Annotated in this window: 17 protein-coding genes and 1 pseudogene; 15 read left to right on the top strand and 3 right to left on the bottom strand. The window is 42.1% G+C overall.

Annotation, left to right across the window (positions count from 1 at the left end; translation table 11 throughout):
• Nucleotides 1-468 precede the first annotated feature (468 nt).
• Nucleotides 469-849, bottom strand: a complete 381-nt coding sequence (locus FHW89_RS22220) for a hypothetical protein (RefSeq protein ID WP_172337248.1) — start codon at nt 847-849, stop codon at nt 469-471.
• Between FHW89_RS22220 and FHW89_RS29205 the strand changes: the two genes are divergently transcribed.
• Nucleotides 790-1011: a hypothetical protein gene (locus FHW89_RS29205; protein ID WP_371742478.1), complete on the top strand. Its 222-nt coding sequence runs from the start codon at nt 790-792 to the stop codon at nt 1009-1011. The two genes, FHW89_RS22220 and FHW89_RS29205, sit on opposite strands and share 60 nt — an antisense overlap.
• On the opposite strand, the gene FHW89_RS22215 is transcribed toward FHW89_RS29205, so the two are convergent.
• Nucleotides 961-1848, bottom strand: coding sequence for an AraC family transcriptional regulator (locus FHW89_RS22215; RefSeq protein WP_172337247.1), 888 nt, complete (start codon nt 1846-1848; stop codon nt 961-963). The genes FHW89_RS29205 and FHW89_RS22215 overlap by 51 nt on opposite strands.
• 258 nt (nt 1849-2106) lie before the next feature.
• Between FHW89_RS22215 and FHW89_RS29200 the strand changes: the two are divergent.
• The 14 genes and pseudogenes from FHW89_RS29200 to FHW89_RS22155 form a co-directional block, all read left to right on the top strand.
• A pseudogene (locus FHW89_RS29200) lies at nt 2107-3317 on the top strand (alpha-L-fucosidase); the annotation flags it as partial.
• Between the two features lie 42 nt (nt 3318-3359).
• Complete coding sequence (locus tag FHW89_RS29195; RefSeq protein WP_371742477.1) at nt 3360-3731, top strand: alpha-L-fucosidase C-terminal domain-containing protein; 372 nt, start codon at nt 3360-3362, stop codon at nt 3729-3731.
• Nucleotides 3732-3978: 247 nt separating this feature from the next.
• Nucleotides 3979-4581 carry an RNA polymerase sigma factor gene (locus tag FHW89_RS22205; RefSeq protein ID WP_172337246.1) on the top strand — a complete coding sequence of 201 codons (603 nt, stop codon included), beginning with the start codon at nt 3979-3981 and terminating at the stop codon, nt 4579-4581.
• Between the two features lie 75 nt (nt 4582-4656).
• Complete coding sequence (locus tag FHW89_RS22200) at nt 4657-5841, top strand: FecR family protein (protein WP_172337245.1); 1185 nt, start codon at nt 4657-4659, stop codon at nt 5839-5841.
• 174 nt (nt 5842-6015) lie between these two features.
• Nucleotides 6016-9381, top strand: a complete 3366-nt coding sequence (locus tag FHW89_RS22195; protein ID WP_216650659.1) for a TonB-dependent receptor — start codon at nt 6016-6018, stop codon at nt 9379-9381.
• A gap of 25 nt (nt 9382-9406) precedes the next feature.
• Complete coding sequence (locus tag FHW89_RS22190; protein ID WP_172337244.1) at nt 9407-11023, top strand: RagB/SusD family nutrient uptake outer membrane protein; 1617 nt, start codon at nt 9407-9409, stop codon at nt 11021-11023.
• 79 nt (nt 11024-11102) lie between these two features.
• Nucleotides 11103-12650 (top strand): glycoside hydrolase family 28 protein, encoded by a 1548-nt coding sequence (locus FHW89_RS22185; protein ID WP_172337243.1) that lies wholly within the window; start codon nt 11103-11105, stop codon nt 12648-12650.
• A 19-nt stretch (nt 12651-12669) separates the two neighbouring features.
• On the top strand, nt 12670-14883 hold the full coding sequence (locus FHW89_RS22180; RefSeq protein ID WP_253952292.1) for an alpha-N-acetylglucosaminidase: 2214 nt from the start codon (nt 12670-12672) through the stop codon (nt 14881-14883).
• Nucleotides 14884-14888: 5 nt separating this feature from the next.
• On the top strand, nt 14889-16070 hold the full coding sequence (locus tag FHW89_RS22175; RefSeq protein ID WP_172337242.1) for an acyltransferase family protein: 1182 nt from the start codon (nt 14889-14891) through the stop codon (nt 16068-16070).
• 57 nt (nt 16071-16127) lie between these two features.
• Nucleotides 16128-18536: a beta-galactosidase GalB gene (gene galB, locus FHW89_RS22170; protein WP_172337241.1), complete on the top strand. Its 2409-nt coding sequence runs from the start codon at nt 16128-16130 to the stop codon at nt 18534-18536.
• Between the two features lie 42 nt (nt 18537-18578).
• Nucleotides 18579-18821: a hypothetical protein gene (locus tag FHW89_RS22165; protein WP_172337240.1), complete on the top strand. Its 243-nt coding sequence runs from the start codon at nt 18579-18581 to the stop codon at nt 18819-18821.
• Entirely contained in the window at nt 18718-19506 is a 789-nt protein-coding gene (locus tag FHW89_RS22160; protein WP_371742476.1) for a family 43 glycosylhydrolase, read from the top strand. Before FHW89_RS22165 ends, FHW89_RS22160 begins: the two co-directional genes overlap by 104 nt.
• Nucleotides 19507-19857: 351 nt before the next feature.
• Entirely contained in the window at nt 19858-20049 is a 192-nt protein-coding gene (locus tag FHW89_RS28700; RefSeq protein ID WP_216650658.1) for a hypothetical protein, read from the top strand.
• Nucleotides 20050-20063: 14 nt separating this feature from the next.
• Nucleotides 20064-20759 (top strand): hypothetical protein, encoded by a 696-nt coding sequence (locus tag FHW89_RS22155; protein WP_216650657.1) that lies wholly within the window; start codon nt 20064-20066, stop codon nt 20757-20759.
• A gap of 180 nt (nt 20760-20939) precedes the next feature.
• Here FHW89_RS22155 and FHW89_RS22150 read toward each other — a convergent pair whose 3' ends face one another.
• On the bottom strand, nt 20940-23270 hold the full coding sequence (locus FHW89_RS22150) for a TIM-barrel domain-containing protein (RefSeq protein WP_172337238.1): 2331 nt from the start codon (nt 23268-23270) through the stop codon (nt 20940-20942).
• Nucleotides 23271-23499: the final 229 nt, after the last annotated feature.

The raw sequence follows: 23499 nt of genomic DNA, 5'->3' as shown, positions 1-23499 counted from the left end.
CTACCTTTTAGCTGGAACAAGATTGAACTCGAATCTCTTGATACAATATAAATCTGCCTGTTAGCATTTTTAAATTAAGCGGTTCGGTAATTTCGAAAAGTCCGATTAGGCTTCACAACGTGGTCGATTTCTAATGAGTAAAACTGATCCGATGTTGAGACAATATTCATGGCCAAAGAGAATGATTGGGCAAAATATCCCGAAGTTAGAGATACATTAATGTGTTACCCATGATGATTATTATCAAGATTTCCCAAGGGACTTGAAAATCGATTTGGTTACAGATTTTTTAGAATGCAATGGCAACTACCTAAATGGAACAAACGCATTTAATGGCCATTGTTCCTAATAGACTAGGGAAACTTTCAGAACTACTTTTTTAAGACTTTGAGCTTGTTAAACGTATGTAATTTTGAATAATTGATTGATTTTCAATGATCTGTTTAAACAAAATCACCCTAAATAATTTTAAACTATGTCTGATATTATCCGCCTGTCCACAAGTTCCGGAAATACAAATTTATTTTCTGTTTTATATTGTTGCTCACTTGCTTTTAGTTCTCCTAATTTAAATAATTGACGTTTCTTTTTATTTGATAGCCTTCGTATAAATCCCCATCCGTTAAGAACACGTGGCTTATTAAAGATATATGATCTTCCAAAAACTTCAGTTGCAGTTATAAGAATCAATACTATAAGTATTATTAGTTGTGCACTATCAGGTAGTTGCTCAAATTTGTTAGTTAAGGCAATTATGAAGGCATATTTGATGTCAGGCGGTTGGTGGCGATGGGAGGCTTCAGCTTTCGCAGTGAAATTTTCGTTGAGGTGAGCGCCGTTGGTACCCATCCCGATTATCAGGGCAGAGGCTATGCGAGACAGTTGATCTTAAGCCAAATCAGTAAAATAGAATTCCGCTTTGAAATACTTAGCTGGTTACAATGCTGTTATGTGTTATCCTCAATTTTCAAACCCAACCCGGAATATTTGCTTTTTATAGGCGCTGGGTGACATGCCTGTTAGCTTTTTGAAGGTTCTTGAAAAATAGGAGAGGTTGTCAAAGCCCGTTTGTACGCAAATCTCTGAATAAGGCATCCTTGTTGTGGCCATCAGGTATTGTGCACGCTCTACGCGTTTTTCGTTTACAAAATTTAACGGCCTTATACCGGTATGAAGCTTAAATTGTCGTGAAAAATAATCAATGTTTTGATTGGCCCGCGTGGCCAGTTGATGAATAGAAAGGTCTTGGTGTAAATTAACAAGTAAATAGTTCAGGGTTTCAGCTATTTTTAAGGGAATGGGATCGCGGCTGGGGTGCTTGTAAAGCTGGGGGTTAAGAAACTTGGCTATTAATTGCATGAGTATCCCTTGTGTTTCCAAGTAGGCTGAAATATTTTGCTGATTGTTTAGTCCCTGGTATTCTTTATAAAAAATATCCTTTTCATATTTGCTGGGATTGTCTGACCTGTTGAGTCCCCTTCCGGGATTGATTTCCAATAAAGGGTTAATAAGCCTGACATCTGTTTCCGATGCTTCAGTTTTTAGTATATTCCTATTGCTGGAAAAAAGGGAGTTCCCATCTATTGAGTCTTCAAAAAACTGTATGAAGTACTGACTCAGGAAATTGTTGCAGCTTAAATTACACAAAGTGAAACTTGGAATAATATATATGCACCCGGCCTCTAACTTTAGCGAATGGGTAGCATCTGATAAACTTCCTTCGCCATCATCGATATAGTAAATGCGATAGTACGGACTGATCACATTTCTGTAATTCCATTTCGAATTAAGTTTGACGTAATCAATATTAAGGAGCGAAAAACTATGCCCTAAATTCCTTTTGACCATCTGAGACGAAAATATACAAATATAAACTAAATATGCCAATGTTTATGAATGTTTTACCAGTTTCAAGGTCGGTTTTTTACAAAAAATAGTCCATTTTATGCAAATTTTTGAACAATGGATGCTGTAGGTTTGAAAAATCAATATCACAGAACCTTAACCAATAACTGAATATTGCGAAGACTATTTACACCTCATGAAATGCAACGCGCTGCTTGTTACTGAATTAGTGGTTCAAAAATATATTGCGTTCTAAATGCTATGAAAAGAAGAACTTTGATAAAAGGAGGATTGACGGTCATACCCTCTCTGTACCTATCTAAACTTTTTGGCCGGAATGCGATAGCTGCCGGAAAGACTGGATTATCGGCACATTTTCAGCCTACCTGGAACTCACTTGCCCAATACCAGGTGCCGGATTGGTTTCGGGACGCTAAATTTGGAATCTGGGCGCACTGGGGCCCGCAATGTGAGCCCGAATATGGCGACTGGTACGCCCACGGCATGTACGAGGAAGGTAGTGAACAGTATAAGTACCATTGCAAAAAGGATGGGCACCCCTCAAAATTTGGCTTTAAAGATGTGATTAACGAATGGAAGGCAGATCAATGGAACCCTGATAAGCTGGTTTCACTTTATAAAAAAGCCGGCGCCAAATATTTTGTGGCGCTTGCGAACCACCATGATAATTTTGATCTTTTTCCAAACCCATACCAGCGTTGGAATTCAACGCAGATAGGGCCAAAAAAGATTTGATCAAAGGCTGGGCTAATGCTGCTAAGTCAAATCAGCTTCCTTTTGGGATAAGTGTACATGCTTCCCACGCATGGAGTTGGTATGAGGATGCCCAAAAAACTGATAAAACCGGCCCATTGACTGGTATTCCTTATGATGGAAACATGACGGCCACTGATGGCAAAGGAAAATGGTGGGATGGGTTTGATCCGCAAGATCTTTATGCCCAGCACCATCCTTTGAGTGCCGCAGGAAGGGATAATAATAAACAATGGGCCTGGGCTGATGGCGCTTATCCTCCATCAAATGAATATTGTGACCGGTTTTATAAACGGATAAAAATGTTGATGGATAACTATCAACCCGACCTGATGTATTTTGATGATACCGTACTCCCTCTTTGGCCCGTAAGCAATGTTGGCCTCCAAATAACGGCTGATCTGTACAATAATAGTATACGGAAATATGGGAAGTTAAATGCCGTGGTAAACGGAAAGATATTAGATGAACAGCAACGTAAATGTATGGTTTGGGATATTGAGCGCGGTCAAAGCAATGAGATAGAACCTTTACCATGGCAAACTGATACCTGTATTGGTAATTGGCATTACGACCGTCGTGTTTACGACGAAAATAAATACAAGTCTGCTAAAACAGTTATACAAACGCTTGTTGATGTTGTGAGCAAAAACGGAAACCTATTGCTAAACGTTCCGATAAGGGGTAATGGTTCTATCGACGAAAAAGAACGCGCCATTGTTGAAGGTGTCGCAACCTGGATGCAGATAAACAGGGAAGCGATCTATGGTACCAGACCATGGGTGAAATTTGGAGAAGGGCCGGCATCAGAAAACGCGGCCCCTTTGGCGACCCAAGGATTTAACGAGGGCAAAGGAAAGCCATTTTCTTCGGCCGATATCCGTTTTACAACTAAAAAAGGCGTACTATATGCAATGGTAATGGGCAGGCCGGAGAGTCAGGTGTTAATAAAAAGCCTGGCTAATAAAAAGGATATCTCCGCTATAAGTTTATTGGGCTATGAGCCGAAAATAGATTTTAAAGCGAACAAGGACGGTCTCACTATTGCCTTTCCCGAAAGATTACCTGAGCAACCTACTTATGTATTCAGGATAACAGGTGCCATTTCTTAATATTTAAGTATGTGGCTTAAATAGCGCCGCCCTTCTAGCAATTGTCTTGTGGTCAGCGTCAAACAGGGCGGCTTTTTTGCTCCCCGCTCCGGCAAAAACATCTAATCTATGTAAGCATAAATCTGTCAAGGGTAATTACTGGCGATAGTTTGATTTGCGCTCTTTGTAACAGGTTTGTTGTAATAGTTGTAGATAAATTTAACGGTATGATAAAAATTATATAATTTTAAGATCCATTAATTAAACATTGTCCATCAAGCCAATTCATAATGAAACCGAGATCCTCAGCAAAATTTCGGCTGGAGATGCAAGGGCATTCACTTGCCTGTTCGATTTTTATTATAAAAACCTCGGTCAATATGTTTATAGATTGACAGAATCACTTGAGGCCACGGAAGAGATTGTACAGGATGTTTTTGTAAAGATATGGTCGGGGAGGGAGAGCCTTTCGCAGATAGAAAGTTTTACAAACTATCTTTTTATTATAACCCGCAATAAAACCTATCGTTTTTTAAAAGATAAGGCAGCAGCTCGTACCAAGCAACAGCGGTTTGAACAACAATACCAGGAAGAATGCTCTTTTCAGCACGAAACCAATACGAAGAGAGATTTCTCTTATATGATAGACGAGCTCATTGGGAAGTTGCCACCGCAACAACGAAAGGTTTATGAGCTCAGCAAAATAAACCATTTAAAGTACAGCGAGATCGCAACGTTACTTTCGATCTCTCCCGAGACTGTGAAAAAGCATGTTGTAGCAGCTAATAAATTCATTAAAAACAGTATTTCTGAGAAGAACGACCAGTTGTTTCTGCTGTTTTTTATGGTTTGCGTTCATTTTTTAAAATAAAATATTTTTTTCTTGTTTTCGACTACCCCTTTTTTATTCTTTTTGACTCTTTAGTTGTATAAGAGAAAAAATAAGATGTCTGAAAGATTAAGCTACTTATTCCAACAGTATTTTAACAAGACTGAAACCCCGGCCGAGCGAGATGAATTAATGCAGTTCATCAATAAGCCAGGGTCAGAGATGCTGGTGCAGCGGTTGATGGAAGAAGTATTCAAATCAAATCAGTTTGAGGATGATCTTTTCCCTGCTGGTGCCCGTGATAGAATGCTGCACGCCGCATTGGGTGACCCAGTTTCCGATGATTTGGACGAGAAGATCATGCCGCTAAGAAAACGAACAAATAAATTCATCTATGTAGCTGCTGCCATATTGGTTTTGGCTTTATCATTTGGTATATATCAATACCGTTTGCGAAAAAGCAATGACACCCTCGCGGCAGGAAAAATACATCATGATGTTAGCCCCGGTGGTGATAAAGCAATTTTAATACTTGCCAACGGCGCTAAAATTCAATTGAACGATGCGCAGAATGGCAAGCTTGTGCAGCAGGGTAATACTGCGGTTGTAAAACTGACCAACGGAAGTCTTGCTTATGTGCCTGGAAGCCAGGCAGGTATTACTTCGTTGATGAACACCATGGCCACGCCGAGAGGCGGGCAATACAGATTGCAGTTGCCGGATGGTACAGTGGTTATGCTTAATGCTGAATCGTCTATTTCATACCCCACAGCATTTACCGGCAAATCAAGAAATGTCAACATTAGCGGCGAGGCCTACTTCGAAGTTGCTAAAAATAAAAAAATGCCTTTTGTAGTAAGCTTCGGAAACCAGAAGGTAGAAGTGCTGGGTACTCATTTTGATATCCGTGCTTATAGTGAGCAACCGGGCAAAACAACTCTTTTAGAAGGCTCGGTTAAAATATCAAATGGCAATCAAAAGCATTTGCTGGTGCCTGGGCAACAGGCGGTTTATGACACTGGCGCCAGGAAATTTGATGTAAAAACAGTTGATACCGAAGATGTTGTCGCCTGGAAAAATGGCTTGTTCCTTTTTGATAATACAGAACTTGAGCAGGTAGTGCTTGAACTGGCCCGGTGGTATAATATCGATGTGGAGTATAGGGGGCCTAAACCGCAGCTCAATTTTACAGGCCTGGTTAAAAGAAATATTCCATTATCAAAAGCGCTGAAGTTGCTTGAAACAACCGGTGGCATTAAGTTTACTATTGCCGCCAATAAAGTGATCATAGAAAAAAAATAGCTTTAACCCAATTGTTAATTTAATTGCAAAATATGGATAAATAAAAACTTACCTCTTCAGCGGTGACCCCATAAAAAAAGCCCTCCCGGATTCCGGCCGGAAAGGCGATATGCCTGGATTAACCCAAATTTCAAATTCGACTCTGATTTAAACTTAACCCAAACATTCAAATGTATGAAACTACTCTTGCATTCTAAAATTCCTGTGCCTGTTCGGCACGGAGAATGTAACTACCAACAAACAAGAAATTATTTAAAACTGGTACTAAGGACGATGAAGATCACGGGCTTACTAATTTTCTTACTGGCAATGCAACTTAGTGCCCGTACCATGGCGCAAAAAGTTAGTATTACTAAAGAAAACAGCGAGTTGAAATCAGTTTTAAAAGAACTGCATAAACGCACAGGCTACTTGTTTATATTCAATAACACTGTTATGCTGAAGGCAAAACCGGTTACTATTAATGTAGTGAATATGGAGCTTAGCCAGGTGCTGATCCAGATATTTAAAGACCAACCCTTAACCTACGACCTTGATGATAATACCATTATCATTAAGGAGCGTATTACACCAAAGCAGCCGGATGAAGAGCAGCCCGCTGTACCAAAAAAAATAACTGGAAAGGTTACGGATAGTAGGGGGAGTCCTATTCCGGGCGTTACGGTATTGATAAAAGGCGGACAAACGGCTGTTTCTACCCTTGCTGATGGTTCGTATACTATTAATGCTAATAAGGGTGATATTTTACAGTTTCGTTTTTTAGGTTTCGAAACGAAGGAAGTATTGGTTGACGAGCAAACCTCGCTTAACGTTACCCTTGTTGAAGCTGCCAAAGGTTTGAGCGAAGTGGTGGTGATAGGTTATGGTAATGCGACCCGTGCCACATTAAGCAGCGCCGTTTCAACGGTAAATAATAAAGATCTGAACAAAGGGGCCATTACAGATGTTGGCCAGTTGTTACAAGGTAAAGTTCCGGGATTGAACATTACTGCCAGCGGCGACCCTAACAAACCTGCTGCCGTTGTTCTGCGTGGTGCATCTACAATAAACAGTTCGCAGGGGCCCTTTTACGTAGTTGATGGTGTTCCTGGTGTTGATATTGCTACCATAGCCCCCGATGATATTGCTACTATAGATGTATTGAAAGATGCCGCGGCAACTGCCATTTACGGTAACAGGGCAGCTAACGGTGTTATTATGGTTACCACGAAAAAAGGTAAAAAAGGGCAGTTATCAATATCATATAACGGCTATGTAGGTGCCGAAAAGGTAGCCAACCAGCTTGCTATGATGAACGCTGCCGAGTTAAGGGGTTTCCTGAAAACAAATAACCAGGCGCTTTCTGCTTCCGATGATAAAGGAGCGAATACCAATTGGCAAAAAGCTATTGAGCGAAACACTGCCATATCTCACAATCATAACCTGTCTTTCAGCGGCGGTACCGACCATAGCAGCTACTATGCCAGCGTAAACTATGTAAAAAAAGATGGTATCATTGCCAATACCGGCCTGGAGCGTGTTATTGGCCGGTTGGCTTTAACACAAAGCGCTTTCGATGATATCCTTAAATTTAGCTTATCTGTAACCAACTCCAACAGTAATGCTAATGATGTGCCATATCGAAACGTGATCCTGCTGCAATCAGCGCTTTTCCTGCCGGTTTCACCGACAAAGAATGCCGATGGAAGCTATTTTGAAAACCCGACAACGCAAAACTACTATAACCCGGTTGGCATGCTAAACAACAGCGTGAGTGATACAAAATACAATAATCTTGTTGCTGCGTTTAACACCCAGCTGAAATTGCCTTTCGGCTTAACATACAACTTAAATTTATCCTATTTAAATACTACTACTTTACACGGAGAGTTTTATACCTCTTATTTCACATCTCATTACAACGGTTTATATGATAACCCGGAGCCTGGTTTAGGCTATCATACGCAGCAAACCTTTGGTAGTAACGGCCAAGCTACAAGGAGTTCGTTACAAACAGTTAATAAAATTATAGAAACATATTTTAACTGGGATAAAAAAATAGGCAATCACTCCATCAATGCAGTATTAGGGTACTCTTGGCAGAATAATACTATAGGAGATGGTTTCCAGGCAACCACTACCAACTTCCCGGTTGATAATGTAAGTTACAACAACCTGGCCTTAAGCAACCCTTATGCCGTATCTGGTTTTCAGGTTAATTTTGGTGCCGATGGTGTGTTTCAGGAAACGAGGCTGATCTCTGATTTTGCCAGGGTAAATTATAACTACAATGATAAATACCTGTTGCAGGCTTCTGTAAGGCGCGATGGCAGCTCTGTTTTTGGTAAAGAGCATCAATGGGGATATTTTCCATCGGTAGGTGCCGCCTGGCGCGTAAGCCAGGAAAGCTTCCTGAAAGAAAATAATACCATAAACGATCTGAAACTACGTGCCAGTTATGGTATAACAGGTAACTCAACAGGTTTCAATGCCTATACGGCACAAGCTATTTCAGGTAGCCTCGGTACTTTTTACAGTAATGGAAATTATATCAATGCTCTGGGGGCTACACAAGCAGCTAATGCAAACCTGCAATGGGAAAAAACCTCTACTGCCAACCTGGGTTTGGATTTTGAATTGTTTAAAGGAAAAGTGACCGGCGCGCTTGAGGTTTATAACAAAAAAACAACGGGAATGATCTTCTCATATGCAGTTGATCCTATCCTGGTGCCAACCGGTACTATTGTGGCAAATGGCGGCAGCATGACCAATAAAGGTATCGAACTAACCATTAACACCACGCCGGTACGGACTGCTAACTTCAGGTGGTCGACCGCGCTGAACCTTGCGCATAATAAAAACGTTATCAACAGTTTGTCTAACCCACTGTTTTCAGGAGGCGATTCGGTGCTGTATTCCTTCCCCGAAGGTGCTGGTCAATCAAGCCACTCCTTGCAGATCTTAAAATCAGGTAAACCTCTGGGCCAATTCTTTTCGCTTCAGTACGCTGGCAAAAACGCTAATGGAGTTTCGCAATTTGTTGGTGCCGATGGCAAGTTGACAACTGCGCCAACAATTGGTACGGATTATCATTACCTAGGCAGTGCACAACCCAAATTATTGGTTGGCTGGTCGAATGATTTTCATTATAAAAATTTCGATCTGAATATCTTTTTCAGAGGCGTATTTGGTAACAAGATATTTGACGCAACACGCGCCGATCTTTTCAGGCCTAACACAGCACAGTACACCAATATCCTGAAGGATGCAGCAGGCGAATCGGCAGCAGATTACAATGCTTATTTGTACTCATCTCGTTTTGTGGAAAGCGGAAGTTACCTGCGTTTGGATAATGCCACCCTTGCTTACAACTTTAAACTGAACAGTAAGTACATCAAGGTTTTCAGGATCTATACTTCGGCCAATAACGTGTTCATCATAACCAAGTATAAAGGTGTGGATCCTGAAATTAACCAGGGCGGTATTTCTCCCGGTGTGGACTATAATAACTTTTATCCCAAAACCAGGACCATCCTGATAGGGGCTAACGTAACTTTTTAAGTTTAACCAGTTAAAAGAAATTATCATGAACAGAATATTAAAAAGCATTGGCTTTTGCGCTATACTTACGCTATGTTTTGCATCGTGCCAAAAAGTATCGGTACCGGTGAAAACAGAATTAACCCCGGATGTTTTTCCTCAAAATACAGATCAATACGCGCAAGCGGCGGGTCCTGTTTACGTGGCTTTGCGGGGCAATATCTCAGTCGAGCACTTTTTCATGCAATCGGCAAGTACCGATGAGGTGATCTTCCCGGCTTACGGTGGTAACTGGTATAATGGTGGTGAATTTCAGCAGCTGCATTACCATACCTGGACAAAGGACCATCCCGGTGTTAGCGGGGAGTGGTATTGGACGTCCACTATTATTGGTCTGGCCAACCAAACACTGGCAACACTTCAGGCCGCTGAGCCGGAAGGAACAGCCAAACAGCAGGACCTGGCACAAATACGGATGGTTAGGGCCCTTGCTTATTTTTATCAGATGGACAGTTTTGGCAATGTGCCAATTGTTACCGTAGCCGGCGATTATGCAGCACATCCTAACAAAACCCGTTCCGAGGTTTTTAACTTTATCGAATCGGAAATCAAAGCCGCTTTGCCTTCGCTAAGCAGCACTACAGGGCAAACCACCTATGGCAAGCCAACCAAATACATGGCTTATGCGTTGCTTGCAAAAATGTACCTCAATGCCGAATATTACACAGGCACCAAGCGTTATGACGATTGTATAGCCGCTTGCGATAATGTGATCAATTCCGGCGCTTTTCATCTTGAGGCAAGAGGTACCTACCTCAAAATGTTTTACCCGGATAACGGGCCACAAACTGCCGAGTTTATTTTTGCTATACCGTTTGATCCTGCTGCAGCAAATACACTGCCTTTCAGAAGCCAGAACCTTCATCAGCGGTACGATTTGCCAAGGAGATTGGTAAATAAGTACAAAGTAAATTTCACACCAGACGGAGCTATAAGCACGCTGCCAACTTATTATGCCAATTTTAATGATCCTAACGATATCAGGAACAAACAATGGCTAACCGGCAAGCAATACCAGTTTGATGGCATAACGCCGGTAACTTATACTACAACAAATCAAAGCTATAACCAGTTTTATACTGGAAGCGACCCTAACGGCGCTTTAACATACCAGGTTGAATTAACACCTAACATTGTTTTAAGGCAAGATGTTGGCACGTTTGACGTGGGTAACGATGAAATAGGCTGGAACATGGGCTATCGTAACATTAAATTTTACCCGGATTCTACTTCGTTGAACAGGAACATGAAAAACGATATTCCAATATTCCGTTATTCAGATATTTTGCTGATGAAAGCTGAAGCTATTTTGAGGGGAGGGGCAACTACCCTCGGGCAAACAGCGCTTACATTGGTTAACACCCTACGTGCCGAGCGGACTACATCGGCTGCATGGAGCACCGTTACGCTTGATGACCTTTATGCAGAGCGTTGCAGGGAATTTGCCTGGGAATCATGGCACAGAAACGATATGATCAGGTTTGGCAAATACGAAAGTTCTTGGGGTTTTAAAACAGATGCTAACCCCGCACACCGTATTTTTCCGATCCCGACATCGGCGATGCAGCTAAATAAAGCGCTTGTTCAAAACCCTGGGTACTAATTGTTCAATTGGACTAAACCGGCGACGGGGTATTCTCCGTCGCCTGATTCATTCGCTTAGTAACAATATATATCTTCATATGAAACTCAGATCTGCATTTGTTATCATTCTGTTCTCCTGTGTTACAGTTTTCATCCATCAGGTTAAAGCCGGGCAAAAGGTTTTCAATATTGCCACTTTGGGTGCGGTGGGTAATGGTAAAACCGATAATACGCATGTTATTCAAAAAGCTATTGATAATTGTACAGCTTCGGGTGGAGGCATAGTGCTGGTGCCGCAAGGCAAATTTGTAACAGGTGTTATCGATCTGAAATCAAATGTCGAATTGCGTTTAGCCCCAAACGCACAGCTATTGGCAACTGTTAAACGTATAGCCTATGGCCCGGGAAAAGCATCGCCTTTAATAGTAGCAAGTGGCTGTAAAAATATAGCGATCACCGGCACAGGCATTATAAATGGCAGAGGCGAAGCTTTATTGAAAGATATATACCGGATGCTCAGAAACGGTAAGCTTAAAGACAAAGAATGGAAAACTTATAACGAGTGGCACCAATTGCGGCCAGAAGAAGATAACCGACCGAAGTTGATATTTTTTAAACAATGCGATAATGTGAAGATTAGTGATGTGACCATCAAAAATGGTTTGTGCTGGATACAGGAATACCGGGCTTGTACCAATATGTTGATCAATAATATAAAGGTTATCAGCAACACGTTTTTAAACAATGACGGGATCGATCTGGTAGATTGCAAAAAGGTAAAGCTTACCAACAGTTTTTTTAATGTTGCTGATGATGGTATCTGTTTAAAATCATCCGATCCTAAAAGTTTTTGCGAAGACATTGTTATTACCGATTGCAGGATCCGCTCAAGTGCGAGTGCATTTAAAATGGGTACAGCATCCTTCGGTGGGTTTAAAAAAATAACGGTTCGTAATATTGAGGTGTATGATACTTTCCGTTCGGCAGTGGCTATCGAATCGGTTGACGGAGGTGTGATTGAAGATATTGATATAAGACATGTAGTAGCGAAAAATACCGGCAACGCCATTTTTATACGATTAGGTAAACGTCAAAAGTTAAGAGCGGCAGGTTCGGTTAGTGGGATTTATATTGCCGATGTTAAAGCCGGGATACCAGCCGGAAAGCCGGATGCTGGTTACCATATGGAAGGGCCACCCGAACAATTTGCGCATAATGTTTTTCCGATGTCGGTTGCTGGTATTCCCGGTTCGCCGGTGAGCAATGTTACGCTGGAGGGCATTGATATCAGCTATGCTGCCGTAGCTAAAAAGAAGGTAGCATGGTTTAATATTGATTCGTTATCCAAAGTGCCTGAACAAATATCTGCCTACCCCGAGTTTTCGATGTTTGGCGAATTGCCTGTATCCGCTTTTTACGCAAGGCATGCCGAAGGTATCAATTTGAAAAACATACACGTCAATTACACCGGGTATGATTTCCGTACACCATTTGTTTTTGATGACGTGAACGGGCTTATTGCCGAAAAGATAAATGTTTCCGGTTTTAAAACTTTACCCTTACTGTTATTGAACAACGTGAAGGTAAATAAGCTGTTGGATATACAGCCTGCCGATAAACGGGACCACGTAATAAAAACCCAATGATATTAAAACATCAAAGTAAATGAACTGCAAACCCAAAGTTTTTATTTATATACTGCTGTGCAGCATGTGCTGTATGGCAAACAAAACCGTAGCGCAGTTAAATGTACAGTCATCGTACGCTTTAATTAAAAGGATTGTGCCCGCTGCCGCTCAAAAATTTATCGTTCAGCCGCTTCCTGTAACTGAAGCTAAAGATGCTTTTGAAGTAGAAGGCGCAAAAGGGAAGATCATTTTAAGGGGTAACAATGGCGTGGCCATTGCGTCGGCCCTGTATCATTACCTTGCCGAATATACGCATTGCCAAATTACCTGGAACGGCTCAAACCTGAAGTTACCCGCTAATTTGCCTATGCCTGCGGCCAAGGTGCATAAAGCGACCCCTTACAAATACCGGTATTACCTCAACTATTGTACGTACAGTTACAGCATGAGCTGGTGGGACTGGAAACGCTGGGAAAAGGAGATTGACTGGATGGCGCTTCATGGCATTAATATGCCGCTGGCTATTACCGGACAGGAATATGTTTGGGACAAGGTTTATAAATCGATGGGTTTCAGCAACCATGATATGCAAAAGTTTTTTACAGGCCCGGCATATTTTGGTTGGTTTTATATGGGTAATGTTGATGCCTGGGATGGGCCACTACCAACAACCTGGATAACAAGCCACCGCGACTTGCAGGTTAAAATATTGCAGCGCGAGCGCGAACTGGGGATAAAACCGGTACTCCCTGCCTTTACCGGGCATGTGCCGGCGTCGTTTAAAAAACATTATCCTAAGGCCAAACTCAAACAAACCAACTGGAACAATGGCTTTGCTGATACTTATATCCTTGATTCGGAAGATCCGTTGTTTGCGCAGATAGGTAAGAAGTTTATAGAGGAACAAACCAAGGTTTACGGAACCGACCACCTGTACTCGGCAGATACTTTTAATGAGAACGAACCGCCATCTAACGATCCTAAATTCCTGTCGGAATTAAGTGCGCGGGTTTATGATGGTATGAAAGGTGCCGATCCAAAGGCAGTTTGGGTGATGCAGGGATGGCTATTTTTTAGCGATCGGAAGTTCTGGAAAAATGAGCAGATCAAAGCGCTATTAAATGCCGTGCCTAATGATCATATGATAGTACTTGACTTGAACACCGATTACGAGCCGATTTGGAAACGTACCGAAGCATTTTACGGCAAACCATGGATCTGGAATATGCTGCATAATTATGGCGGCAACAATAGTTTGTTCGGTCGTATCGAAGCTGTGGCTGCTCAACCTGCGCAGGCCCTTGCAGATTCTGCTTCGGGTAAGATGATTGGCATTGGCTTAACTATGGAGGCCATTCAGCAAACGCCTGTGTTGTATGAATTAATGGCGCAAAACACGTGGCAAAACAAACCCGTTAACCTTGATGAATGGTTGCCTCAATATGTATTTAACCGCTATGGTGTAAAAAGCAAAGAAGCAGTGGATGCATGGCAAATACTGCGGACGACCGTTTTTAACGGCAAGGATATCCGCGATGGGGCTGAATCTATCATTACAGGGCGGCCAACGCTTGATTCGGCCGCTGTATGGACACGCACCCATCTTAATTATAACCGTAAGGACCTGCTCCCCGCCTGGGATAAAATAGTTGCGGCGATCCCACTATGCAAACAAAGCAGCGGTTTTAATTATGATTTGGTTGACGTTACGCGGCAGGTGCTGGCCAACTACGGCAGACCGGTTCAGTTAAAATGGATCAAGGCGTACCAGGATAAAAATGATAAAGCCTTTGTAAAATACACAAACGAATACTTAGCCTTAATAGCCGATATAGACAAGCTGCTTGTTACTCAAAAGGATTTTATGCTTGGCCCCTGGATAGCCGATGCCCGCGCCTGGGGTACTAACCCTGCCGAAAAAGCACTGTATGAAAAAAATGCCCGCAACCTCATCACATTATGGGGAGGGGCAGATAGCCCGTTGCATGAATACTCGTGCAGGCAGTGGAGCGGTTTGCTTAACGATTTTTACAAGGTACGTTGGCAAAAGTTTTTCGGGGTGCTACAAGCCTCGCTTGAAACAGGCAAAGAACCAGATTTTAAACTGTTCGATAAATCAATAAGTGATTGGGAGTGGCAATGGGTTAACTCATCAAAAACTTATCCTGTTGCGCCTAATGGCAGCAGCACGCTGATAGTGCAGCAACTATATGAAAAGTACCGGGCAAATATGAGTAACGATCTTAAATAGTGGATATGAGCAATTTAAGTACACCAATAGCTAATCCTGAAAAAACTGTTTCAAAGCCAGCCCGGCTATTATCGTTAGATGCCCTCCGCGGCTTTGATATGTTTTGGATCATGAGTGGGGAACGTGTTATACACGCTGTTGCCAAAGCCACAGGCTGGCCGGTTTTTGTGTGGATGTCGGGCCAGTTGCACCATACGGTATGGAACGGCATCACTTTTTATGATATGATCTTCCCGCTGTTTTTGTTTATTGCCGGGGTGTCCATGCCATATTCCATGGGGAGTAAAGCCGGAAAACACGGTGTTGCTCAACCATATCTTTTACCAACCGCTGCCAAAAAGGAAGTTTATGTATCCATGATTAGGCGGGCACTCATCCTGCTTTTTTTAGGCATGGTGGTGAACGGGCTGTTTAAGTTTAACGGATATGAAAATACCCGCTTTGCCAGCGTGCTGGGCCGCATTGGTTTGGCCTGGTTTTTTGCCGGCATCATCTATCTCCATTTTGGCACTCGTGGGCAGATTGTATGGTTTGCCTTTTTGTTGTTGGGGTATTGGGCTGCCATGGAGTGGATCCCTGTACCTGGTTACGGCGCGGGTGTTTTAACCATGAATGGCAGCCTGGAATCTTATATCGATCGCTTATTGCTTCCCGGTCGTCTGCATGATAAAGTGCATGACCCTGAGGGGGTGCTATCTACCATACCTGCTATAGGCACGGCCATGTTGGGCATATTTACAGGGCAGTTTTTGAAGTACGATAACGCGAAATGGCCGATGTGGAAAAAGGGAATGGGGGTATTTGCTGCTGGTGTTGTATTGATAGGCTTAGGTTTGTTATGGAATGTGGGCTTTCCAATCAACAAACGCTTGTGGAGCAGTTCGTTTGTGCTGTTTGTTGGCGGCTGGAGCTGTGTTTTTCTGTCCGTATTTTATCTCATTATTGATGTTGCCGGTTGGCGAAAATGGGCTTTTCCTTTTGTATTTATCGGTGTGAATTCAATAGTCATTTACCTCGCATCAGAGGGGATGGTAGATTTTCAGCATACGGCCAATTATTTTTTTGGAGGGATTATCAGTCACCTGTCTCAAAACTGGCAACCGGTATGGTCGGCTATATCTGTGGTTTTTATACAGCTAACCTTGCTTTATATTTTGTACCGGAACAAGATCTTCCTGAAAATCTAACCTAACAGCAGGTGGGGTTTATCCGTTGGTCATTTCATTAATACTATTATAAATAACATGAAATATAAATATCTCCTCCTTTGTATTTTACTGCTGCCTGCCGCTTTTGTTTGTGCGCAAAACCAACCTGGAAGGCAGGTTATAAATTTTGATAAAAACTGGTCGTTTAATTTAGGTGATGTGAATCAAGCACAGGGTGTAGGTCTTGATGATACCAAATGGCGCAAACTCGATCTGCCGCATGATTGGAGCATCGAAGGCAGATTCAGGAAGGATAACCCGGCTAAGCCCGAAGGCGGTGCTTTACCCGGCGGTATCGGCTGGTATCGGAAAACCTTTATAGCTCCCGATAGAAGTAAGGGTAAGTTGACCTATATAGAATTTGATGGTGTTTATCAAAAAAGTAATGTATGGATAAACGGTCATCACCTCGGCTTCAGGCCTAATGGTTATATCTCGTTCAGATACGAGTTAACGCCTTATTTAAAATACGGACGACAAAAAAATATCATTGCTGTCAAGATTGATAACTCCATGCAGCCCAATTCACGTTGGTACTCCGGATCGGGTATTTACCGGCATGTGCGCTTAGTTACTGTTAACAAAATAGCGGTAGATCAATGGGGGACTTTTGTTACTACCAGCAATGTTAGTGAAGCCAACGCAAATATCTCTGTGCAAACTACCATCCGTAACAACGGCGGCAAAAAGGGTGAGTATAAGCTTATAACCGGCCTATGTGATATGGCTGGTAAGGCAATTGGCGATCGGGTTGTTAATCTGTTATCAATCAACGATACACTAACCATAACTAAACAGGAACTGGCAGTATTAAAACCGAGGCTATGGTCGGCAGATAATCCTGCGCTTTACAAAGTGGTTTCTAAAATTGTGTCGGGCAATGCTGTTTTGGATACCTACACAACTACAGTAGGGATCCGGGATTTTTATTTTGATACCGATAAGGGCTTTATCCTAAACGGAAAAAACGTAAAAATAAAAGGCGTGTGTTTGCATCATGATTTGGGTTGCCTTGGCGCGGCCATAAATGTACATGCGCTTGCACGGCAATTGAAAATATTAAAAGAAATGGGTTGTAATGCTATCCGCACATCCCACAATCCACCGTCGCCCGATCTGCTTGACCTAGCAGATTCGATGGGTTTTATAGTGATGGATGAGGCCTTTGATTGCTGGGAAAAGGCTAAGGAAAAATATGATTATCACCTATTTTTTAAAGAGTGGCATGCACGCGATCTGGAAGACCAGGTATTGAGAGACCGTAACCATCCATCGGTAATGATATGGAGTATCGGTAACGAAATACCTGAGCAAAGTGATAGCAGCGGTTTCCGTATAGCTAAAGATTTGGCCGGGATAGTTCATAAGCTGGATAGTACCCGGCCGGTTACCGCGGCCAACAATCATCCTGATACTAAAAATCAGATCATTAAATCGGGAGCTATCGATCTGGTAGGGTATAACTATCATCATAACGACCTGGTCGGTTTTCATGAGCGTTATCCCGATAAAAAATTCATCGGTACAGAAACAACATCAGCGTTGGAAACGAGGGGCATTTATGATATGCCGAGCGATAGCATTCGTCGCTGGTCTGACGAGGACAAACAGCCCATGAATGCAGATTTTACGGTTTCGGCTTACGATAACGTTTCCGCGCCATGGGGATCAACCCACGAAGAAACCTGGAAGATTATCAAAAAATATGATTTCCTGTCGGGTATGTTCCTTTGGACGGGATTTGATTACCTGGGTGAGCCTACGCCATACACATGGCCTGCACGCAGCTCGTATTTCGGCATTGTCGACCTCGCAGGTTTTCCTAAAGATGTTTATTACATGTACCAAAGCGAGTGGACAAATAAGCCGGTTTTACATCTTTTACCGCATTGGAACTGGAAACCGGGAAAAACTATAGATGTTTGGGCCTATTACAATAATGCCGATGAGGTAGAGCTTTATTTGAATGGAAAATCATTAGGAATCAAAAGAAAGCAGGGCGATGATCTGCACGTCATGTGGCGCGTAAAATATGAGCCAGGTACGTTGAAAGCGGTATCCCGTAAAAATGGCGTCGAAGTTTTATCAACCGAAGTTAAAACCGCCGGCGCAGCAGCTGTAATTGAGCTTTCGGCAGATAAAAGTATGCTTAAAGCTGGGGGCGCAGACCTTGCATTCATCACGGCAAAAGTGTTGGATAAAGATGGTAACCTTGTTCCTTTTGCTAAAAATAAAATAACCTTCAAGATTATCGGGGATGCCTTTATTGCCGGCGTTGATAATGGCGATCCGTTAAGTCACGACTCTTTTAAGGTTAATTACCGATATGCTTTTAATGGCTTGGCATTGGCGGTTATACAGGCAAGGGAAACAAAAGAAGAAGTTATGGTTTCGGCAAAAGCCGATGGGATGCCCGAAACCCTGATCAAATTAAAAATAAAATAGGCTACTGTTATGATGAAACGGTTTTTTGTATTTGCTATAACCATGTTACTGTGTGAATGCGTTTGGGCTCAAAAGCAAATGATCTCAAACCCTATAACCGGCGGCTACTTTGCGGACCCAACGATTATTAAAGATAAAGGCCGGTACTTTATTTATGCGACCATTGATCCGTGGGGTGCTAATGAATTGGCGGTGCTGGAAACAACCGACTTTGTTAAGTTTATCAGGCATCATATTAACTGGCCAACTAAACAGGCCCTGTACCAGCAAATCCTCGCTCGATGAAATGATTCGGGCACCATCTGTAGTAAAAGGCAAGAATAACAAGTTTTACATGTATGTAGCGATAGGAGGAGAAGTATGGGGAGGTGTAAGCAATACACCGCTTGGCCCCTGGAAAAACCTGAAAAAGGATAATTCGCCAATGGTAAAATCTACAGATTACCCTAAAGTTCATAATATTGATCCGGATTGTTTTATTGATGCCGACGGAAGTGCTTACCTGTATTGGGGATCGGGATATCATTGGATAAACGGGCATTGCATGGCCGTACAGCTTAAAAGCGATATGGTTTCGTTTGATGGCACACCTAAGGATATCAGCACCCCTCATTTTTTTGAAGGGGCGCATATGGTTAAACGTAGCGGAACTTATTACCTCATGTTTTCGGAAGGGAGAGCTATCGACGCCAGCTACCAGGTAGGTTATGCAAAAGGAAACAGCCCGCTTGGCCCCTTTAAAGAAAATGAACACCGTGTTATATTAAGCACCTCGGCTGATAGCACGGTTATAGGCCCCGGCCATCACACCTCTTTTTTAAATAAGGGTCAGCGCTATATTTTATATCATCGTATTTTTCGGCAGAAAGAATCTTTTGTTTTAAGGCAGCTTTGCTTGGATAGTTTAAAATTTGATGCAAATGGCGATATCATAAAGGTCAGTACTAAAGGGGTAGAAAAGTTTAACTGATAAAACAACATTACATACATGGAAAAAACTTTTACTGGATTCAGTGCTTGCCTTTAGCTTGTTTTTACCAGTGATAAAGGCTGCGAGGTTATTTGATTTGCTTTAAGCAGTTTAAAAGTTTATATTGGAATTGGAATTTTTTGATAATTGGACGATAACTCTCACATTATCAATTGTGTTTTTGAAGTTATGTATCGTCAGGGGAGCCTCAAAATCAACGATTTAACCCCATTCTGGCGAGTGGGGTTTTTTTATTCTCACACATTTCTCACACAATTTCACAAAAAACACACAAACAACATAGGATTGTCAGGTCTGAATTGGTTTGACAAATAGGGATATTAAGTAACTTTGCTCAACTACATACTACCTATTATGCAGCATTTGAAAGAGTTTTTAACCCGTATTCAAACATTCGACCTGCGTGTTATCGAAGACGATCTTCACATGGAGTGGGGAACGAATGAAAAGAAGCAAGTCAAGGTTTATGATCTAACCTACCAGACCCATACTATGACAGCTTTTCCTACCGGAGCGAATTAAGGGTATTGAAAGATATGGCCTTTATCGACCTGATGACTTTAGACAAAGAACTTATCCAAATCCAACTGGCCGAGCTGACTAAAGTCCGTAACCGCTTTAAGGAGTTTTGGGGCTACTATCATGATAACTATTCCGAGATGACAAGGGTTTACAACCGCTCTTTTATTTTTTCTGTTAGGTTGGAATATTTATTTATTGCAAATGGCTTGCAATCCGATAGTGCAGAGATCGAGGTAAGCAGTAAATTCAGTGAGGACCTGGGCGAATCGGTTAAGCTACGGGAAAAGTTTTTAATGGAACTGATCTACACTACGGAAACCGCCATCAAACCGAAAAAGTCCGAAACTGAATTTAAAGAATGGCTGGATGCCGAAAGAAAGAAACGGGAAGCAGGAACGACAACGCATGAAACCACTAACGAAAATGCAATGACTCCCCAATCAGAAACACACGGTTTACCGGAAACAGCGGCGGTGCAGAAACCAACCGCCGAGCCTAGACTAAGTGAAGAACAGTTGACTACTGCTAAAATAGTGGGATACTATCCAACCTTTAGGGAGGGGGCAGCCGCGCAACTGTTTGATTTATTAAAAACTTATTTTGTTGCAGAAGAGGAACCAAAAAGGCAAGAACAAGATCAAAAAAAAGGTAGGAACCCCGACGAAGATTTAGACCAAGGACTTGACTGGGCTCCTAAAATAGGCCGGTGAAATAAGATCACTATAACGCGAAAGGGTTAATTGCTATTTCAACTTACCGATGATGCCAAATCGATCTTAGAAAATCTCCTAAACACCTGGTCAATAAAAAAGTTTTCTGGGATTTGTCATCAAGATATGGAAAAGACACTGTTTGCTATAACAAACAGTGTCTCAGTCATGATATCAAACCTAAATTTTAATAGAAAGTTTAACCCCTTTGTAATGAACAATCTGGTCTGTTTTTTTGCTTAGTTCTGCTCCGGTTCCTCTATTTTCTGTTACCAGGACAATATTAAATTTTCTTTCGGTCAGCATACCAGCAAAATCACCTCTCATTTTTCCTATGGTTAAGGTTTTACTGTTATTATTCCAATGCATAGGAATCTCTGTGTATTTGCCCTCTTCATAATTATAGTTGTCATTTTCATCTTCATAAAGTGTAAAATCGCCATCCTTTCCCGGGTAGATCCTGATTTCAAGATTGTCCCATTTTTTCTCCTCTGCAAACTGAACTTCGGGTCCCCATGGAATGATCGCACCTGCCTTTACGTAGAGCGGTAATATATCTATCGGCGCGGTTGCCATGATAGTCTTACCGCCTTGCTCTTTTTTACCTGTCCAGAAATTATACCATAATGAACCCGTTGGAAGATAAACGGTCTGCTCTGTTGCGCCCGAACTGGTCACGGGTATCACCATAACCGAGCTTCCAAACATATACTGGTTTCCGATATCATATACATGCTTATCGTTGCCAAAATCCATGAACAGTGCTCTCATAAATGAGCCGGAATGGTGGGTTACATTCCAGGCTGTAGCATAGCTGTAAGGCAGTAGGCTATACCTTAATTTAATGTACTTTTCAATGATGTCGAAGGTTCGTTCACCACGATGACCGAATTGATAAATTTCTCTTGGAATATCGGTTCCATGAGATCGCATCATAGGTGTAAACGTGGCGAACTCAAGCCAACGTGTATATAATTCCTGAAATAGCGGATTTTTGGCACCTCCGCCTGCGATAAAATCGCCTGCAAAGAATCCGCCGATATCCGCATTCCAGTAAGGTATCCCGCTAAGACTAAAGTTTAGAGCCGCCGGAATTTGTTTTGCTAATGTGCTCCAACTGGATGCCACATCTCCGCTCCAGGTATTTGCTGCATATCTTTGCTGACCTGCAAATGCCGACCTTGTAAAAATGGTGACACGTTTGCCCGAGCCACTTTCGCGCTGGCTATCGTAAATACTACCCACGTGAACCAGAGGGAAAGCATTGATCACACTCCTGAACGATCCCAAATAAGTAGGTTGATCGAAATCTTTATCACTTATGTTAATATGGTCAGGTTCTGAGGAATCTAGCCACCAGCCGTCTGTCCCAAGAGAAAAAACGCCTTTATTTAGGTAATCCCAATAAATGGCATGACTTGCCGGATTGTAAGGATCATACGGTTTAGCACCGCTTTTCGGCGGCCAGGTATCAAAATTAATAAGCATATTTTTTTCTTTGAACTCGGTATATTGTTTGGTCAAAGGCCCAAAGCCTGGCCAGGCGACAATAAACAGATGCGCATTCATGGCATGCACCTGGTCTACCATACTCTTTGCATTAGGGAAAGTAGCCGGGTCAAATGACATGGAGTTCCACAGGCTGTCTTTTCCCCAGTATTGCCAGTCCTGAACAATACCGTCCAGCGGTACTTTCAGGTCGCGATACTTTTTTACCACTTCAAGCAACTCCGCTTGGGTCTTATATCTTTCTTTCGACTGATTGTATCCATAAACCCATAAGGGCATTAAAGGGGCCTGTCCGGTCAGGTCACGAATTTGAGCCACAACCCCGTCTTTTGGACCTCCCCACATCAAGTAATAGTCAATACATTCCCCGATTTCGGAATCGAAAGATGTCCCCTGGCTATCGTCATTAAAGGTGGTCGGCGAGTAATTATCCCAGAATATGCCATAACCTTTTACAGATTGGATATAAGGAATACAAACCCGGGTATTTTGATTAACAAGATAAACCTTTTGGCCACGCTGGCTCATTTTTCCATTTTGTTGTTGGCCAAGTCCATAGATAGGCTCTTCTTTATCAAGCAAAAAAGCCTGCCTTACCGAATGGGCGATTTTATTTGCATCTTTTTTCTCGGTGAACTGCACGCCATAATCTTTTTCGGTAACCAGCGAATGGTTTGCAATATCGGCAAATGAAACTTTGCCGGTCTCTGCATTTACAAAAACCTGCAGAGCTGCGGTACTTATATGTATAATGTGATTTTCTTCTTTAACAGTAAATTCAACTTCTTCAGGAACTTTAATTACGGACAGGCTTTCCTTTTTGGGTTGTGTGCCCTCAGGTGATTTTATGACTCTGGCGATAGTTGGAGAATAAAACCGGACTTCAATATCCATGAACTGTGAATTTAATTTTATACCCTGTTTCGTTCGCTGAAAATCCTGTGCAAATGACTGAACGGCAAAGAAAAAAAGAATAGCAATTCCTGTAATTGTTGTTCTCATAATTGAATTGAGTAATTGCGGAAAATAAAGGTTTGTAAGTCCGTAAAAGTAAATGAAAAATATTAATTATTGTAATTTATACAATTAATTAGTTGACCTTCCTGCTTAAACCGGATTCTTTCAATTCGTATAATTGTGAATTTTGCGGTAGCACTGCCCCCCGGTGAAATAATGCAAGCAACCGACCTGGTCGGAGAAAGAGGATTTAACTCAGATTTACCCACAACTG

This window comes from Mucilaginibacter sp. SG564 (assembly GCF_013149275.1).
In the GTDB taxonomy this organism is placed as follows: Bacteria; Bacteroidota; Bacteroidia; order Sphingobacteriales; family Sphingobacteriaceae; genus Mucilaginibacter.
The sequence above is the reverse complement of the archived record's forward strand: the minus strand, read 5'-3'. Positions and strand labels throughout refer to the sequence as shown.

What these genes read in the sequence shown, in the direction of transcription:
- FHW89_RS22180 (WP_253952292.1), top strand. Translation starts at nt 12,670, where the DNA reads ATGAACTGCAAACCCAAAGTTTTTATTTATATACTGCTGTGCAGCATG.
- FHW89_RS22175 (WP_172337242.1), top strand. Translation starts at nt 14,889, where the DNA reads ATGAGCAATTTAAGTACACCAATAGCTAATCCTGAAAAAACTGTTTCA.
- FHW89_RS22150 (WP_172337238.1), bottom strand. Translation starts at nt 23,270, where the DNA reads ATGAGAACAACAATTACAGGAATTGCTATTCTTTTTTTCTTTGCCGTT.
- FHW89_RS22165 (WP_172337240.1), top strand. Translation starts at nt 18,579, where the DNA reads ATGTTACTGTGTGAATGCGTTTGGGCTCAAAAGCAAATGATCTCAAAC.
- FHW89_RS22190 (WP_172337244.1), top strand. Translation starts at nt 9,407, where the DNA reads ATGAACAGAATATTAAAAAGCATTGGCTTTTGCGCTATACTTACGCTA.
- FHW89_RS22160 (WP_371742476.1), top strand. Translation starts at nt 18,718, where the DNA reads ATGAATTGGCGGTGCTGGAAACAACCGACTTTGTTAAGTTTATCAGGC.
- FHW89_RS22215 (WP_172337247.1), bottom strand. Translation starts at nt 1,848, where the DNA reads ATGGTCAAAAGGAATTTAGGGCATAGTTTTTCGCTCCTTAATATTGAT.
- FHW89_RS22155 (WP_216650657.1), top strand. Translation starts at nt 20,064, where the DNA reads ATGGCCTTTATCGACCTGATGACTTTAGACAAAGAACTTATCCAAATC.
- FHW89_RS22195 (WP_216650659.1), top strand. Translation starts at nt 6,016, where the DNA reads ATGAAACTACTCTTGCATTCTAAAATTCCTGTGCCTGTTCGGCACGGA.
- FHW89_RS29195 (WP_371742477.1), top strand. Translation starts at nt 3,360, where the DNA reads ATGCAGATAAACAGGGAAGCGATCTATGGTACCAGACCATGGGTGAAA.
- galB (WP_172337241.1), top strand. Translation starts at nt 16,128, where the DNA reads ATGAAATATAAATATCTCCTCCTTTGTATTTTACTGCTGCCTGCCGCT.
- FHW89_RS29205 (WP_371742478.1), top strand. Translation starts at nt 790, where the DNA reads ATGGGAGGCTTCAGCTTTCGCAGTGAAATTTTCGTTGAGGTGAGCGCC.
- FHW89_RS22185 (WP_172337243.1), top strand. Translation starts at nt 11,103, where the DNA reads ATGAAACTCAGATCTGCATTTGTTATCATTCTGTTCTCCTGTGTTACA.
- FHW89_RS22220 (WP_172337248.1), bottom strand. Translation starts at nt 849, where the DNA reads ATGGGTACCAACGGCGCTCACCTCAACGAAAATTTCACTGCGAAAGCT.
- FHW89_RS22200 (WP_172337245.1), top strand. Translation starts at nt 4,657, where the DNA reads ATGTCTGAAAGATTAAGCTACTTATTCCAACAGTATTTTAACAAGACT.